The 16,368-nt window shown below is 60.5% G+C and carries 13 protein-coding genes and 1 pseudogene; 10 read left to right on the forward strand and 4 right to left on the reverse strand.

Features of this window, described 5'->3' with window-relative positions:
* Window positions 1-386: 386 nt before the first annotated feature.
* Window positions 387-575 carry a hypothetical protein gene (locus tag KHO31_RS11725; RefSeq protein ID WP_201074759.1) on the reverse strand — a complete coding sequence of 63 codons (189 nt, stop codon included), beginning with the start codon at window positions 573-575 and terminating at the stop codon, window positions 387-389.
* A gap of 384 nt (window positions 576-959) precedes the next feature.
* On the opposite strand from KHO31_RS11725, the gene KHO31_RS11730 reads away from it, so the two are divergent.
* The 3 genes from KHO31_RS11730 to KHO31_RS11735 all read left to right on the forward strand — a co-directional run bounded on the left by KHO31_RS11730 (window position 960) and on the right by KHO31_RS11735 (window position 2,615).
* A complete protein-coding gene (locus KHO31_RS11730; protein ID WP_201074827.1) occupies window positions 960-1,409 on the forward strand; it encodes an ester cyclase in 450 nt (149 codons plus the stop codon).
* 195 nt (window positions 1,410-1,604) lie between these two features.
* Window positions 1,605-1,874 carry an aromatic-ring hydroxylase C-terminal domain-containing protein gene (locus KHO31_RS39275; protein ID WP_328821097.1) on the forward strand — a complete coding sequence of 90 codons (270 nt, stop codon included), beginning with the start codon at window positions 1,605-1,607 and terminating at the stop codon, window positions 1,872-1,874.
* 177 nt (window positions 1,875-2,051) lie between these two features.
* Window positions 2,052-2,615 (forward strand): isochorismatase family cysteine hydrolase, encoded by a 564-nt coding sequence (locus KHO31_RS11735; RefSeq protein ID WP_201074761.1) that lies wholly within the window; start codon window positions 2,052-2,054, stop codon window positions 2,613-2,615.
* A 70-nt stretch (window positions 2,616-2,685) separates the two neighbouring features.
* Here the strand turns inward: KHO31_RS11735 and nhaA are convergent, their stop codons facing one another.
* Window positions 2,686-3,906, reverse strand: a complete 1,221-nt coding sequence (gene nhaA / locus KHO31_RS11740; protein ID WP_201074829.1) for a Na+/H+ antiporter NhaA — start codon at window positions 3,904-3,906, stop codon at window positions 2,686-2,688.
* A gap of 333 nt (window positions 3,907-4,239) precedes the next feature.
* Here nhaA and nuoN point away from each other — a divergent pair, with 333 nt between their 5' ends.
* Window positions 4,240-5,709, forward strand: coding sequence for an NADH-quinone oxidoreductase subunit NuoN (gene nuoN / locus KHO31_RS11745; RefSeq protein ID WP_201074768.1), 1,470 nt, complete (start codon window positions 4,240-4,242; stop codon window positions 5,707-5,709).
* A 515-nt stretch (window positions 5,710-6,224) separates the two neighbouring features.
* Entirely contained in the window at window positions 6,225-7,556 is a 1,332-nt protein-coding gene (locus KHO31_RS11750) for a hypothetical protein (protein WP_201074770.1), read from the forward strand.
* Window positions 7,557-7,574: 18 nt separating this feature from the next.
* On the opposite strand, the pseudogene KHO31_RS11755 reads toward KHO31_RS11750, so the two are convergent.
* Window positions 7,575-8,048 (reverse strand): annotated as a pseudogene (locus KHO31_RS11755) (HD domain-containing protein); the annotation flags it as partial.
* Window positions 8,049-8,080: 32 nt separating this feature from the next.
* Between KHO31_RS11755 and KHO31_RS11760 the strand changes: the two are divergent.
* Complete coding sequence (locus tag KHO31_RS11760) at window positions 8,081-8,740, forward strand: LysR family transcriptional regulator substrate-binding protein (protein WP_201074774.1); 660 nt, start codon at window positions 8,081-8,083, stop codon at window positions 8,738-8,740.
* Window positions 8,741-9,100: 360 nt separating this feature from the next.
* Window positions 9,101-11,890: a DNA-binding protein gene (locus KHO31_RS11765; RefSeq protein WP_201085575.1), complete on the forward strand. Its 2,790-nt coding sequence runs from the start codon at window positions 9,101-9,103 to the stop codon at window positions 11,888-11,890.
* A 97-nt stretch (window positions 11,891-11,987) separates the two neighbouring features.
* Here the strand turns inward: KHO31_RS11765 and KHO31_RS11770 are convergent, their stop codons facing one another.
* A complete protein-coding gene (locus KHO31_RS11770; protein ID WP_201074777.1) occupies window positions 11,988-13,115 on the reverse strand; it encodes a porin in 1,128 nt (375 codons plus the stop codon).
* Between the two features lie 521 nt (window positions 13,116-13,636).
* Here KHO31_RS11770 and KHO31_RS11775 point away from each other — a divergent pair.
* The 3 genes from KHO31_RS11775 to KHO31_RS11785 are packed head-to-tail and all read left to right on the forward strand — an operon-like array spanning window position 13,637 to window position 16,344.
* Window positions 13,637-14,668, forward strand: coding sequence for an ABC transporter substrate-binding protein (locus KHO31_RS11775; RefSeq protein ID WP_211623357.1), 1,032 nt, complete (start codon window positions 13,637-13,639; stop codon window positions 14,666-14,668).
* Window positions 14,669-14,671: 3 nt separating this feature from the next.
* Window positions 14,672-15,505 carry an ABC transporter ATP-binding protein gene (locus KHO31_RS11780; RefSeq protein ID WP_201074780.1) on the forward strand — a complete coding sequence of 278 codons (834 nt, stop codon included), beginning with the start codon at window positions 14,672-14,674 and terminating at the stop codon, window positions 15,503-15,505.
* Complete coding sequence (locus tag KHO31_RS11785; RefSeq protein WP_201074782.1) at window positions 15,505-16,344, forward strand: ABC transporter permease; 840 nt, start codon at window positions 15,505-15,507, stop codon at window positions 16,342-16,344. The genes KHO31_RS11780 and KHO31_RS11785 overlap by 1 nt, the downstream gene beginning before the upstream one ends.
* The last annotated feature ends 24 nt before the right edge of the window (window positions 16,345-16,368 follow it).

Here is a 16,368-nt window from a genome sequence, read left to right on the forward strand (position 1 = left end):
GGCGGCTAACGCTCAGTTTTGTTAGATCACGCGCAACAAGACAGAGGAGCTGAGTGATCGAGTTACTCAGCACAGGTTGGTCCAAGGCAAACCTTGCCCGATTTTTCTCACCCCAACCAGTGGCCGCAAAAGCCCATCCAGCTGACGGCAGATCAACGCGGCGAACGTCCACCGTTGGTTGCGGAGCTGCCGCTCAAACACCAGCCCGCGCACGCTTGCGAATGGCGGGAACTGGCCGCGTGCTGCCTCATGCGAAGGGCATACGCAACCTGAGTCGCGCAAGTCTGTGATCGGCAGCACGCGATCCGATTGAGTCGCTCAGAACTCGTGACCTACTGTCCGCTCCAGCTGGAGCATAAGACGTTCGCCGACGCCTCATCGGCCCGTCACTCCTTCACAGGACCATTGGAGACGGCGCCTGCAACCTGGGAAAGAGACTCTGTTTCGACAGGTTCGATGATGGCAGCGAGACCAGTCTCTGATCGCGCATGGCGTTCAAACAAGGCTAGAAGTTGAGGGCGCAGTCCATCGCCGCGTTGGGCTGCGAGCGCGTGAAACGAGAGAAATGGCAACATGGTTGAACTCCTTTCAATGAGGGACAGGCGAGCGCTACGTCGATGACGGCATTGGCGCTTCGGGCGCCCGCAAGATGCACGCGGTTCGAGCGCATCGCCCTTCGTCCGCCGGCCTCGGTTACTGTGCGATCGCATGGACAGGCTATGGCAGCAAGTCGGTATGGGCACCCCGATTCTTGCTGTCTATTTCACGTCGCTACGCCTCCTGGCTCCGTCGCTTACGAACGACGCGCGCAGTGACCATCGCCACCACAAGACGCGTGTCGGTTTATCGAGTATTGCAGCAAGAAACGGGGGGCGGCTGAATGCTGGCGCCAATATTGTGCAGACAGAGGGAAGCCTTTGCGTTTCCCTCTTTCAACCACAGTCAATGAGGAATTCACCATGTCCAGGGAAGATGACAACAAGGCCGTCGTGGGCCGCTGGTTCACCGATTTCTGGGGCAAGACATGCAAGCTCGACATTGTCGACGAACTTGCTGCTCCTGACATGCTTCTTCAATACTCGCTGCACGAGGCGCGCCGTGGCCGCGAGGACATCAAGGCATTCATGACCGATTTCCGCCAAGCGTTTCCGGATCTCAACTTCTGGGGCGCCGCTGATCTCATCGCCGAGGGGGACTATGTAGTCGGCCGTTGGGAGGGTGGAGGCACACATACCGGTCCGGCATTCAGCGATTTCCTCATCGGATCGCTGCCGGCCGCGACCGGACGGAAAATGCGCTTCACAGGCACGACCGTGCTACGGCTCAATGGTGGCAAGATCGTCGAAGAAATCGGGCTGGACGACGGCGTAACGGCGTTGCAACAACTTGGACTCCTCAAGGCGGCGTGATCGAAGGTACAGCGCTTCCGCAGTTTTTCAGCAACGCTGTGCGTATCTAACGCCACAGCGGGCCGGGAGCACACCGGCCCGTTGTGGCGTTATCTGTCCACTGGGCGACCGGCTCAAACCAGTTCGACAGCGGCCGCTCGGCCGCAGACGATAGGCGACCTGAACTAGCCGATCCCGATCCGACGACGAATTTCCGTGGTCGACTCACTTCGGCCATTGGAGGCGCTTACGAGCCGTTGGCGAGAACGGGTCAGCTATGTCGCAGGCGACGCCAGGGATCGGCTGGGTTTGCGTGCTGTACTGGTGCGTCCTGACGGGTTCGTCGCGTGGGCAAGTGAAGCCTGTCCTGACGATGAGGAGACTGCCGAGGCCTTGTCGCTATGGTTCGGCGAACCTGAGGATGCGGGTGCATCCGCCTGGTCGATAGCAACATCGGAAGGGCCGTTGTTCGGGCGGAAGCGTTAATCAGCCAGCTTGCGGGTCGATGATCTTCGCACTTCCTTGTTCAACGTTGCCGGAGTGGCGACATGAAGTATTATTTCCCCCGCAGCGAAGCGTCGTTTTGACAATGGATGCTTCGCAGCGTTCGACGTTCTCTGGTAGTGAATATGAACCGCGTGTCGAAATAAAGGAGAAGTGCAAATGGAGGCGATTTCGCCGGCGCGAACCGCGCTTGTCGTCATGCATTATCAGACTGACATTCTCGAGCTCTTTCCATCGGTCGCACCGGCCTTGCTCGCCAATACGCGCAAGCTATGCGACGCGGCGCGGGCCAAAGGCGTCAGCGTCTATTTCGCCAACCTCCAGTTCAGTCCGGGCTATCCGGAAGTCAGCCCATTGAACAAGAATGGGCAGGGAATCAGGCAACTTGGCCTCTTCGTCGACGACCGGATCGCGCCGGAGTTAGGCCAGCGGACCAGTGAACCGGTCATCATCGCGCATCGCGCCAGCGTGTTCTTCGGCACCGATCTGCAGGCACGACTCTTTGCACAAGGTATCGATTCGCTGATTATGGTCGGCATTGCGTCGACCGGTGTTGTGCTGTCGTCGGTCGCGTATGCGAGCGACGCGGACTTCCGCTTGTACACGGTCAAGGATTGCTGTTACGACCCGGATCAGGTGGTCCATGAACATCTGTTCTCCACCGCATTCGAGTCGCGTACCACGGTGCTGTCGCTCGTGGATGCCTTGTCGCTGCTCGCCTAGACGTTCCACGTTCGCTCCGGAGCAAACGCGGGCCAGTCGAGTGCGTGCTATTCCGTACCTGAATGAACGGCTAGTGAGTCCCGTTCGACGACGAGGTTGTTCCAGATTGATCCCGCACGAACCTGAGAAGTAGATAGCCCATCGTGCCCGATAGCATCGACCCAACGATCACCCCCAGCCGGACGGGTGTGAAATATTCGGGACCTTCGAAAGCGAGTGAGCCGATGAACAGACTCATGGTGAAGCCGACACCACACAGTGCTGCGATGCCAACCAACTGAGGCCAGTTAGCGCCCTCAGGTAGCCTGGCCAAACCGAGCCCAACCAGCGCGGCGCTTGCCCCGCAAACGCCGACGAGTTTTCCGACGAACAAACCTGCGGCGATGCCAAGCGGCAGCGGCTCTGCCAGTGCCGTGAGTGTCACGCCAGCGAACGAGACGCCGGCATTGGCAAAAGCAAAGATCGGCAAAACAGCGAAGGCCACCCAGGGGTGGAGTCCATGTTCCAGTTGGTGAAGCGGAGAGTCGCCTTGCGCGTCCTTCGTCTTCAACGGCACGGCGAAAGCGAGCGCAACGCCTGCGAGCGTTGCGTGAACGCCGGACTTCAGCACGCACACCCACAAGATCACGCCGACAATAGCGTAAGGTGCAATTCGTGTGATTTTCAGCAGGTTCAAGGCAATCAGCACTGCAATTGCCACGGCCGCGAAAAGTAACATCGGGATGGAAAGATCGGCCGTGTAAAACAGCGCGATGATAACGATCGCGCCCAGATCGTCGGCGATCGCCACCGCGGTGAGAAATATTTTCAGCGAAACAGGCACCCGTTTGCCGAGCAGCGAAAGAATGCCGAGCGCAAATGCAATGTCGGTGGCCGTTGGAATGGCCCAGCCATTCAAGGCCGCGCCATGTCCACGATTGATAAGAAAGTAGATGAGTGCGGGCACGACCATGCCGCCGACTCCAGCGGCGACAGGCAGCACGACCTGTGCGGGAGTGGAAAGCTCTCCTTCAATGACCTCGCGTTTGACCTCCAGTCCGACGAGGAGAAAGAAGATGGCCATCAACCCGTCGTTGATCCACAGCAGCAACGGCTTCGCGACAATTAGTGATCCAAAGCGAACCTCAACGGGGATCTTCAGCAGATCGTCATACGCGTGTCGAAGCGGGGAGTTGCTGCAGATCAGCGCGAGTACTGCTGCGGCCATGAGCAGCAGTCCGCCCGCCGATTCCAGTTTGAGGAAGGTGGAGATTCCATCGATCGTCTTGCGAAACGCGTTGTCGATCACGATGCCCGTCCGTTGTCAGCGCATGAACTCGTGAAGGTATCTGGGTCGCCCGGTCAGATTTGGTCGCATGGGGCTGTTCCGCGACTGCCTCTGGAACAACCCAAAACACATGATATTTTTAATGAAATTCGCAGGCTATTGGACTTTGGGCCTATATAGGGAGGCATCTCACCGCCCATCACGTATAGCGAAAATCATCGATACCTGACAGCGATGGCTGTGTATCATCAACGCATAGTCGACGCTTTCGGCGCGGTCGTCACGCTGCTCTTGTTGTGCCGGGCCACCCACCGCTTTCAACGTGACTCACCCAATCTCGTAAGAGCCATAAAGATCATGCAAGCCGCTCATGTGCTGTTGCCCGACGCGGTGGTCGTGCTCGGGATCGTGATCGCCTCCCGGGTGGGAGACTTCTGCTCCGAGGCAACGAACCGGCGTCTTACTTACCTCATCGCGCTCCTGTCGTCGGCCGTGGCGTGTGTGGGGTTCGCGATCCAATCGTTCGACCCGCATCAATACTATTTCTTCTCGCGGATGATCGTAATCGATTCATTCGCCAGCGTGATGAAGTCGGTCGTGTCGCTTGGCTTCGCTGTGTCGCTCGTCTATTCGCGTAGATATCTCGAAGATCGCGACATGTTCCGCGACCACGTGTTCCTGCTCGGCATGTTCTCTCTGCTCGGCCAGTTGATCATGATTTCGGGCAACCACTTCCTGATGCTCTACCTCGGTCTCGAACTGATGTCACTGTCGCTGTACGCAATGGTCGCATTGCGCCGCGATGTCGCGCAATCGAGCGAAGCGGCGATGAAGTACTACGTGCTTGGCGCACTGGCTACGGGTTTCCTGCTGTACGGCATCTCGATGCTCTACGGCGCGACGGGCTCGCTCGAACTGAACGAGGTACTGAAGGCGGTGGCTTCAGGCCACATCAACGATGCCGTGCTGCTGTTTGGCGTGATTTTCATCGTCGCAGGCGTTGCATTCAAGATGGGCGCGGTACCGTTCCATATGTGGGTGCCGGATGTCTACCAGGGCGCGCCGACCGCAATGACGCTCTTCGTCGGCGGCGGTCCGAAGGTCGCGGCGTTCGCTTGGGGCCTGCGCTTCCTCGTGATGGGGCTGCTGCCGCTCGCAGCCGGCTGGCAGGGAATGCTCGTGATTCTGGCGGCGCTGTCGATGGTCGTCGGCAACATTACCGGTATCGTCCAGCCTAACGTCAAGCGGATGCTCGCGTACTCGGCTATTGCGAACATGGGGTTCGTGCTGCTGGGTCTGCTGGCGGGCGTTGTCGACGGCAAGACCGAAGGCGCGGCCAGCGCGTACGGTTCGGCGACGTTCTACAGCATTGTGTATCTCGTTACGACGACAGGCACGTTCGGCGTGATCATGCTGCTGGCGCGCCGCGATTTCGAAGCGGATATGCTCGAGGACTTCAAGGGCCTGAATCAACGCAGCCCGGTGTTCGCGTTCGTGATGATGGTGATGATGTTCTCGCTCGCCGGCATCCCGCCGACGGTCGGCTTCTACGCCAAGCTCGCGGTGCTCGAAGCCACGATGAACGCCGGCCTGACATGGCTCGCGGTACTGGCCGTGATTACGTCGCTGTTCGGCGCGTTCTACTACCTGCGCATCGTCAAGCTGATGTACTTCGACGCACCGCAGGACACGACGCCGCTCCCGGCCGGCGCCGGCAACCGTACGCTGCTTGCGCTGAACGGCGTGGCCGTGCTGGCGCTCGGCATCGTTCCGGGTCCGCTGATGACGGTCTGCCTGCAAGCGATCTCGCATACACTGCCGCGCTGATTTCGGTGGCTGGCTGATTCAGCTTCGATATGCGCGTACCTCGATCGTGCGACGCGTTCCAGAAGCGCACACCGCTGGTAGCGGGAAAGGTCACCGGCGTGCCGCATGTCGCCGACGTCAAATCATGTCGTTCACGAGAGGGACGTCGCGTGGACGCGCCAGATTCACCGATTCACCGGCTTGTTCAGCACATCCATAGGCGATAGAAGACGGGGAGCAGCGATGTCGCGACAAGTTTTCTATCATTAGCCAGTGCGCTATGAAAACGTTGCTACCCACGCGGCCGACAAATCGGACCACCGGACGCGGTGTTGGCATGCTTTCATGCCTTTCCTCAATGCGCACTGCATGCTTCGCCGGTCGGGGCCGCCTGACAAGCGTACGCAAGAGCTGCCGCCCCAACGGGCGATCGCGGCAACTGCCGCTCCTCATTGAAGAGGAGCTTCGCATGAAATACCCCGAATGCCTGCGACGGAGCAAGTGGCCCGCCCGCCATGCATGGCAAGGGAGTCGAGATGTCTCACGAACTCTACATCCAGGCACTTAGCGCGATGTTCCTGTTCTGGAATGGGGCGCGCATCCTGACCTACCTTCCGACTATCGGAAAACTCCTCGCGAGGGAAACAGACGTGCGCAGCCACAGTCTGCTCAGTTGGGGAAGCTGGGCGCTCAGCAATGGCACGTTCGCACTCATGCTCCTCGAAATGAGCCGGGGAATTCCGAATGGGATGTTCTGGATGAATCTGGCCAACACGCTGATGTGCGTGATCGTTTCGCTCATCATCCTCTTCAGGCGGTTCCCTGGGCTGCACACAAGTGTGAGCAAGGCCTATCGAAAGATCAGACGAAATGAGGCGAGGGCTGGCGCCGTGTCCGGACAGCCGGGATTGCTGCATCTGGGTACAGGTAGCCTGGCTGCGGGCGCCAATCTTGCGGTGGATCCAGTACCGTCCAGACTGCCTACGCGGTTCGGACGCCCCGAGCTTTGGATTGCGTCGGCAAGCGCATTGGCCTTCGGGGTCGTGGGTGCCGTTACCTATGATGTGTGGGCCAACCGTGATCAGAGCGCCTACGTCGAATCGAAGGCGAGCACAGAGCAGGTGCTCGGGATAACCGGACCGGCATCGCGGACGCAACAAGTGTCTTCGTCCGGTCCGGTTACGCCATCAACCGCGCCTCCTGCTCGCGCCACCGCAATCGCCCGTACCGAACTCGCTCCGCCTACGCCTTCCACTTCGTTCGAACGCCGCGCGACACCTTCCCGGGGCTCCGCTGCACCGCGACCAGTGACAGGGCGGCCTGGCAAAGCGGGCAACGGCGCGCCCCAGCATCGCGGGAATTGGGCGTCGCACTTTATGGCGAGCGTGCGGCAGGCGCTCGGCATCACCCGATTGACACCGCCAAAGCGACAGACGTCTTCGTCCGGTCGTGGCGCACCATCATCGTCGGCTTCTTCTCGCGGAACTGCGGTTTCCCGTGCTGAGATCGCCCGGCGCGTACCTTCCCCTCCGTTCGATCACGGCGCTGCGCCTTCCCGGGATGTCGCCGAACCGCAGTTCGCTTTGGGGCGGCCTGGTCGTGCGGGCGATTTCGCCCCGCAGGATCGCCTCCGTTCGGCGCGGTACGTTCCCGTGTATGAAGCGCCGCCTACCGTCGTCATTGAAGCGGCGCCCGTCGTACACGAGCAATCCCCAGTCGTGTATCAGGAGCCGCCCGTCGTGTACGCGCAAGCGCCCGTCGCCTACGGCCGCGGATATGAGGGCGAGTACAGGGACCGTCGGCAATGGCACGACAATGGCTGGCATAAGGGCTGGAAACATCGTCAGCACGAGGAGGACGACGATTAGTGCCAGCCGTTTAGACACTCAGCCGATTTTTTCGAATGCGGCTTTGTACAGGGTTCGCTTCGGCTCGGCAAACACTCGTCGCACCATCGGTTCGAAGAACGCTAGCGGCAGCGTTTCCGCATCCGGATCGAAGGCCGCCGCGTCATATTTCTCGCAGAAATGCGCAGTACGTTTGAACAACTCCGGCACGTCGCGGTAGTTATCGCGCAGATTGCGGTCCATGCCCATGTGGTGAAAGAAGTAATACCCCTGGAAGACCCCGTGGTGCTTGACCATCCAGTGATTTTCCGCGCTGACGAATGGCTCGAGCAGCACGGCTGCAACGTCGGCATGGTTGTAACTTCCCAGCGTGTCGCCAATGTCGTGCAACAGCGCGCAGACGACGTATTCCTCGTCCTGGCTGTCGCGATGCGCCAGCGTGGCAGTCTGCAAGCTATGCGTCAGGCGATCGACAGGAAAGCCGCCAAAGTCGCCTTTCAGCAAGCGCAGGTGTATTGGGCGTATCCATGCAGCTCGATAGTGCGGTGCAGGAAGCGCGCGGTATTGGCGGAGGACATGCGGGCCTGCTGCGCATCGGCGCGACGCCGGCCACCACGAGTTTTGCACTGCGCTCGCTGTTCCCAACGCTGCTGGCGGAGCGGCCCGCCGCACGCGTCACTGTGACGACAGCGTTTAGCGACATGCTATTGGACGCCATCGACAAGCGTGAAGTGGAGCTGGCTGTGTGTCCCTTGCCCGAGACATTGGGCGCATCCATGGCCAAAGAGGTGCTGTATGACGATCACTACAGCTTGATGGTTAGCACCGGGCACCCTCTGGCCAGGCGGGAATCGGTCACGCTAGACGATCTGGTGGACTGCGAATGGGCCGCGTCCAGTCGACAGGAATTTGCACGTGTGCAAATCGAGCAAGCCTTTGCAAAACAGGGCTACCCGCGTATGCGCGTTGTAGCCGAGGCCAATAGTCTGGCCGCGTTGATTCTGATCGTTTCCACTACGCAGCTGGTCAGCTTTATCAACGCGCGCAGCTTCGACCCGGGCCCTCTACCGTTCGACATTGCTGTGCGCCCGATCCAGCTCGACGGCCTGGTGCGTCAGGTCGGACTGATACGAAGGGCCGGTTATCTATCCCCGATCGCGCAACGCGCTCAGGAAATTTTGCGCAACGCAGCCCGGGAGTTGTGAGCCTGTACGCCTCGCGCGGCAGCTGGAATTGGCCAGTATTTGGCAGTTGCGTGCTGTGGGACGGTTGTGACCGAGTTCAGAAAGTCGGCACCGCGACGGTTGGTCCGTTCGATGCTGCAGTTCGACGCCGCGTGTCTGCTCGTCCGACGCTGCGGGGATATCGCCCATAATGTCGGTCACACGCGCTGTACCGCGACGATGACGTTGGTCATCGCGTTGCCGGGTTTTTCAGTGAGCGGCAAGTCGCGCGGTCGCGCGGTATGAGCCAACCCGCAATCCTTTCATCGGGAATATTGCTGGGTGGAGTAACGTATTGGGGACTCAATTTTTCGTCAGGTCAAAATGAGCTTTGAGGCGCTTATGTCTACGGACGCAGACACAATCACGGACGAACTCGTCGCCGGAATCGCAGATCGCATGGTCGAAGAAGGCCGGAAAGTGTCCCCGGTGACCGTTTGGCCGGAGATTCCGGGCGGTTCGATCGTTGCCATTGCGGCAGCTTTGCAACGCTGGCGCGACGCGCGGCAGCCTGTCACGCCCCACTTGCAGGTCCAGGCCGCGTTGCCGGAGCACATCGCCGAAACCATGATGAGCGCCGCCGATCGGATCTGGATGGCCGCCCAAGGCGAAGCCGATAAAGCGGTCAGTCAGCACCTGAGTGCCGTGAACCAGCACCTCGACACCGCCCGCACGGAACGGGACGAGGCGCTTGTCGAGTATCAGAAGACGGTGGCCGAAGTCGAAACCGGGCGTGAGCGGCACGTTGCGCTGACGAGCGCGCTGAGCACCGCCGAGGATACGTCCACGCGTCTCGCGGCGGAACTCGCAGCCGCGACGGGGCGCGCTGAGGCTGGCGAGGCTCGAGCGGAAGAACTGGCGCAGCGTGTGTCGGTGGAAGAGGCCGCGTTGGAGCACACGAAGGCGGAACTCGATGAGGAACGTCACGCGCGTGGAGAGTTGGCCGCCGCTGTTGCCAGTCAAAACGATGAAATAGCGCGGATGAAGCAGGAGCTCGACGAGGCGCGGCAGGAGGTCATCTCGTTGGGCTATGACTGTCAGGCTAAGTCGGCCGAAGCGGATAGAGCGTTGGAGGAGGCTAGTGAGGCTTCATCGCGCGCAGAAGCCGCGACGGCGCAGGCGAACGAGAGCCTTGCGCGGGTTACGGCGGCGGAGGCTGAACGGGACGAGGCGCGCTTTGCGCTCGAAGCAGAGCGCCAGACGAATGCGGCGCGCCGTGAAGAAGCAGCGATTCAGTTTGATGAATTGCAGCGCGTCGGCCGTGAACTGGAGGCGGCGCGGGAGCAGGTCAGCGCTATGGCTGAGGCGAAAGCGGCTGTGAGCGCTGAGCTGGCTCAGGTTTCGCAGGATGCGTCTGTCGCGAGCGCTGAACTGGCCCGGGTCTCGCACGACGCGTCGGCCGCGAAGGAGCGGGCCGAGGCCGCAGAACAGCGTGCTAGGACGTTGGAGCAGCGTGTCGCAGAAGTCGAGCAGGCGAAGTCTGCCGAAGCGGAGCGGTGGTCGCAGGAAGCCAGCGCGGCGTCGTCGCGTGCAGACGCTGCTATGGCGCAGGCGAGCGAGAGCCTTGCGCGGGTCACCGCGCTGGAGGCTGAGCTGGATGAGGCGCGTACTGCGCTCGCAGCGGAACGCCAGACAAGCGCGGCGCGGAGCGAGGAAGCGTCGAATCAGTTTAGCGAACTGCAGCGCGTCGGTCGGGAGCTGGATGAGGCGCGCGTCGCGCTCGAAGCGGAGCTCCGGACAAGCGCAGCGCGGAGCGAGGAAGTGTCGACTCAGCTTAACGAACTGCAACGCGTCGGTCGGGAGCTCGAGGAGGCGCACATCGCGCTCGACGCAGAGCGCCGGACAAGCGCAGCACGGAGCGAGGAAGCGTCGGTACAGCTCAACGAACTGCAACGCGTCGGTCGGGAGCTTGAGGAGGCGCACATCGCGCTTGAAGCAGAGCGCCGGACAAGTGCAGCACGGAGCGAGGAAGCGTCGGTACAGCTCAACGAACTGCAACGCGTCGGTCGGGAGCTCGATGAGGCGAGGGAACAGGTCAGCACAATGACTGCGGCGAAAACGGCCGCGATCGCTGAACTGGCTCAGGTGTCGCAGAACGCGTCTGCCATGAGCGCTGAACTTGCCAACGTTTCGCAAGATGCGTCTGCTGCGAAGGGGCGAGCGGAAACTGCCGAACAGCATGCGGCGACATTGCAGCAACGCCTTGCAGAAGTCGAGCAAGCGAAGTCGGCCGAAGCGGAACGATTGGCGCAGGAATCCAGTGCGGCTTCATCGCGCGCAGAAGCTGCTACGACGCAGGCAAACGAGAGCCTTGCGCGGGTCGCTGCGATAGAGGCGGAACTCGATGAAGCTCGAACCGCGCTCGCTGTAGAGCGCCAGACAAGTACCGCACGGAGCGAGGAAGCATCGGCCCAGCTCAACGAATTGCGGCGCGTCACCCGGGAACTTGAGGAAGCGCGAATCACGCTCGAAGCAGAGCGTCGGACAAACGCAGAGCGCAGCGGGGAAGCGTCGAGTCAGCGCGACGAACTGCAAGGCATCACCCGAGAACTCGAGGCGGCGCGGCAGCAGGTCAGCGCCATGGCTCAGGCGAAAGCGTCCGCTAATGCTGAACTGACCCAGGTTTCGCAGGACGCATCTGCTGCGAGGGAGCGGGCAGAGATCGCAGAGCAGCGTGCGGCGATGCTGGCCCAGCGCCTCGCTGAAGTCGAGAAGGCTCGCGCGGAAGAAGCGCGACGCAGCCAGCAACTTGCCATTCAAGCGGGCGACTCTGCGAAGGCGGAAGAAGTCGCCGAGTTACAACGCCAGATCTCGGCGCAGGCCAAAGCGCATGAGAAGGCCTTTACCGAGCTTCGCGCGATTGCAGAACAATGGGTAGAGCATGCCAAGGACTTGAAGGAACGACTCGGTTCAGCTAACGAGAAGCTATTGTTTATCGACTCACGCAGCACGGGAGAAGTAGCGCTCATCCGGAAGCTCTCGTCTGAACTTGAGCGGCTGAAGCCAGATAGTGAGTTGGTATCCCGGGACACGCAGCAGAAGCTTATCAGCGCTTCGATGGCCGAGCGGCTTGCGCAGAAGGGCTATCGGTACGACCCGACGACGGCAGTTATGTCGAAAGTGGAGCGCTGATTTTCTGCAGGCTGTCGACACTGTCGGCCAGACCTCCGCAGAACGCCGGATGCTTCGATCCGGCGTTCTGCATCGTCGTGCTAGCCAGTCACACTGCTTACCACTTATGCCGAAGCCCGATCACCGCCGAAACTTGCGACTTGGTGGTAGACGGGGAAAGCGAATAGATCTGCGCGTACTGCGCGTCACCCGCCGCTTTCTGATAGATGCCGACGAGGAAGACATCGGTGCGCTTGCTGAGCAGGTAATCCACGCCGGTATTCACCTGATGCCATTTTGGACTGTTGTCCTGCGGGTGGTATTGCCCGGTAGTGAAGATATACGCGGCGCCCAGAATAAGCTGCGGCGTCACGTAGTCGGTCAGCGAAACCTCAAAATTCTGCAGCGTCAGGCGTGATGTGTCGACATAGTCGAATCGCGCATTGGTATAAAGCAGCGATAGGTTCGCAGGGCCGAACGCGTAGGCGCCGCCCGCTCCAAACATCCTCTGCTTGCTGACACCCGCATTGGTCGCCGGATTCGTGATGAACGGCGACGTGAAGCCATAGTCGTTCACCACCGCGCCGTTCGTGTTATTGGCGTCGTTCGGTGTATTGACCTGAAGGTACGCAAGACCGGCCGACAGCGGCCCGTTTCGATATTGCACGCCGGCGCTATAAGCGTTGTTGTCGGAGAAGCCGCCCGCCTTATTCGAAAAGCCGTAGAGCCCTTCAAACTGAAGACCTTTATAGTCGATGCTCTTGTACTGGACCGCGTTGTTGATCCGGAACGTGTCGAATACATTGTCACTGTCGCCAATGTGCGCGCCGTAGGCCGCGAACTGACAGGCCGACGAGAATGTACACAGGGTTACCGCCTCGTCGTATTGACGGCCTAGCGTCACCGTCCCGAAGGTATCCGACGACAAGCCGACAAACGCCTGCCGGCCAAACTCACGACCACCCTGCGACAGTGCGCCAGTCGCCACGCTGTAGCCGCCTTCCAGCGTGAAGATGGCCTTCAGGCCTCCACCCAGATCCTCTACGCCCTTCATCCCCCAGCGCGGCGTCTGCATCGGACCGCTCGCGAATTGCCACGTCGCGTGACCTTGCTTGTCGGCCCCTTTCTGGTTGTTCGCATAGACGATGCCGGTCGAGATCAGCCCGTACAGGGTCACGCTGCTTTGGGCGGATGCCGTCTGGCAGAACAAGGCCATTGAAGCGAGAACGAAGATGCGTCGATTCATGATTTCCTTTGAGTGCTTGTTTTGGGAAAGTGAAAGTAAATACTTGAATCCGAACTATTTTTAGGATGCCGAAGCAAAGCCATTGCGTCGCAGCGAAGGCTTTGTGTCTCCGATTACCGTCTCAGCTTTCCAGGGTGAGTGGACAGCTCAGCAAGGCGTTCCCGCGCCTCGGCGGTCTGTCGCTGCGACTGCCCTTCGGCAATCGCCCCGTACGGCGATGCGAATCTGATGCGATTGCTGGCGATTCTTGCGGAACAAAATTCGCGACAGCTAGAACTGAATTTGACTACCAGTGATCGAATTTTTAGCGCGCCAAGGGTTGGGAGGTGCGCGAATCGCGCACGCTCGCACTTAATTCGTCTGATATTTGGCGCAGATGGGGTGCTCTAATTTCGGCATCACTCATCTTCAAAATTGATGCTTGCGGGGACACTTTTGGCTCTTAATAATCGTTTGGACCGGCAGCACTGAGCGTTAAACGACCGGCCCCTTGTATCCAGGAAGGACCAACGGAGGAGATGATGTCAGTAATCGAAAATGCCGGACGTCGGCGTTTGCTGCGGATGACACTCGCGGCGGGCGGCATGGCTGCAACGGGCGCACTGCTTTCGGTGCGCGCCTTTGCGGGTGACAGGGCAACCGTCAACATGCAGCTGGGCTGGATTCCGGGCGGCAACCAGGTCGGCGAGGTGACGGCGAAACGGCTCGGCTATTACGATCAGGAAGGAATCGACTTTCACATCCAGCCGGGCGGCCCGAACATTGACGGCGTCGCGATTGTCGCCTCGGGCCGATCCGACGCCGGTGAGATTTCGTCGAGCCCGTCGATCATGCTTGCGGTCTCGGAAGGCTTGCCGATCAAGTGCATTGCGGTCGGATTGCAGCAGCATCCTTACAGTTTCTTTTCGCTCAAGAAGAATCCCGTGCGCACTGCGCACGACATGATTGGCAAGCGTATCGGTATTCAGTCGACGGGCATGGTGCTGCTCAAGGCGCTGCTCGCGAAGAACAAGATTCCGGAAAGCCATGTCAACATCGTGCCGATCGGCGCCGACATGATGCCGCTTCTGAGTGGCCAGGTCGATGCGGTGACGGGTTGGCAAACCAACACCACGGCGCTCAAGCCGCTCGGGGCCGATCGCGTCGACCTGCGCCTGTGGGACACCGGCGTGCGCCTTTACGCGCTGCCGTACTACGCGAACACCGCGACACTCAAGGACCATCCCGACACCGTTGCACGTTTCCTGCGCGCCACCGCGCGTGGCTGGCTCTATGCGAATGCGCATCGCGACCAGGCTGTCGATCTGCTCATCAAGGAATATCCGAACCTGAACCACGCCGATGAGCGTGTCGCGATTGATTCGCTGATGGGCTACGCGTTCGATCAAACCACGCAGACCCAGGGCTGGGGCACGATGGACGCGAAGGTCTGGGAAGAGCAGATCACGATGTACGGTCAGCTGGGCCAGTTCCAGAAAGCTCAGCCGAAGGTCGATGACGTGATGACGATGGACGTTCTCAACGCTACCCGTTCCTCTCGCCTCAAGGTGTAATCCATGCATGCTGCCACTATGAATCCGCCGCGCGCGGAAGGGTCCGGCTCGTCTGTCGGCGCGCTGCAAGACACCAATCTGTCTATCAGTTGCCGCAATATCAACGTGCGCTTTTTCACTGACCGGCGCAGCGTCACCGCGATCGAAGGTTTGAACCTTGACGTCGCGGCCGGCGAATTCCTCACGCTCCTCGGTCCCTCGGGTTGCGGGAAGTCGACGTTCCTGCGCGTCGTCGCGGACCTCATCAAACCGAGCCGCGGCGAGATCAGCGTGCTCGGCGCGGCGCCCCGTGTCGCGCGTGAGCATCGCGACATCGGCTTCGTGTTTCAGGACGCCGCGTTGCTGCCGTGGCGCACGGCGATCCAGAACGTGCAGTTGCCGCTTGAAGTTGCGGGCGGCAAGGCGCGTGCGGGCCGGGCGACACCGCGTGAACTGCTCGAACTCGTCGGCCTCAAGGGGCGCGAGGACGCTTTCCCGCACGAGATGTCCGGCGGCATGCGCCAGCGTGTCGCGATTGCACGAGCTCTGGTCAGCGACCCGAAAGTCCTGCTGATGGACGAGCCTTTTGGCGCACTCGATGAAATCACACGTGACCGGCTGAACGAAGAACTGCGTCGCGTCTGGAAAGAGATGGGCCTCACGACCCTTTTCGTCACCCACAGCATTTACGAAGCGGCGTTTCTCGGCCAGCGCGTGCTAATGCTGGCCGCCAACCCAGGGCGTGTGAAGGAGATCGTCCCGGTTGGACTGCCAGAAGACCGAACGCTCGATATCCGCGAGACCCGTGAATTCGTCGAACTCGCTGCGTATCTGCGGCGCGTACTGGAGACCTGCTGATGACCACGTCCGAAATGCAATTGAACCTGTCGTCTCAAGCGGCCGACCCTGAAGCGCAAGCGTGGCTTGCGCAACGCCGCCAGCGCCTGTGGCGCGCGCGCCTCTTGCCGGTACTCGGCGTCGCGGGCTTGTTGTTCGCCTGGTGGGCGGTGGTGGCGGGTTTTCATGTGAAGCCGTTTATCGCGCCGTCACCGCTGCTGGTTCTGGAGACGCTTTTCAGCAAGAGCGACGTGCTGCTGCAGAACATGGTGCCGACAGCGATCGAGGCAGTGGGAGGTTTTCTGCTCGGCAACCTGGCGGCGATCCTGATCGCCACCGTCTTCGTGCACAACAAGACGCTGCAGGACATCTTCTATCCGGTTGCGGTGATGATCAACTCGATTCCGGTGGTCGCGAAGGCGCCGATTCTTGTCCTCATTATGGGTAACGGTCTCGAGCCGAAGATCACCATCGCCGCGATTGTTTGCTTCTTCCCGACGCTGGTGAACATGGTTCGCGGGCTGCAAGCAGTGAACCCGCAGGCGATGGAACTGATGCAGATCCTGTCGGCCAGCAAGCGCGAAATCTTCTTCAAGCTGCGCCTCTACGCTTCGCTGCCCTATCTCTTCTCCGCCTTGCGCATTGCCGCGTCGATGTCGGTGATTGGCGCGGTGGTCGGCGAATGGATCGGCGCCACGCAAGGCATCGGCGCCATGATCATTCAGGCGACCTACAGCTTCGATTCGGCCTTGTTGTACACGGCAATCATCATGAGCGCTGTGCTGTCCGGCATGTTTTTCCTGGTGATCGCGATTGTCGAGCGCCTGGTGGTCAGATGGCAGCCCGAAAGCACGCATTGAACCGAACACGAAACACCCGAATTC

The sequence above is a fragment of the Paraburkholderia domus genome (assembly GCF_905220705.1).
GTDB lineage: Bacteria > Pseudomonadota > Gammaproteobacteria > Burkholderiales > Burkholderiaceae > Paraburkholderia > Paraburkholderia domus.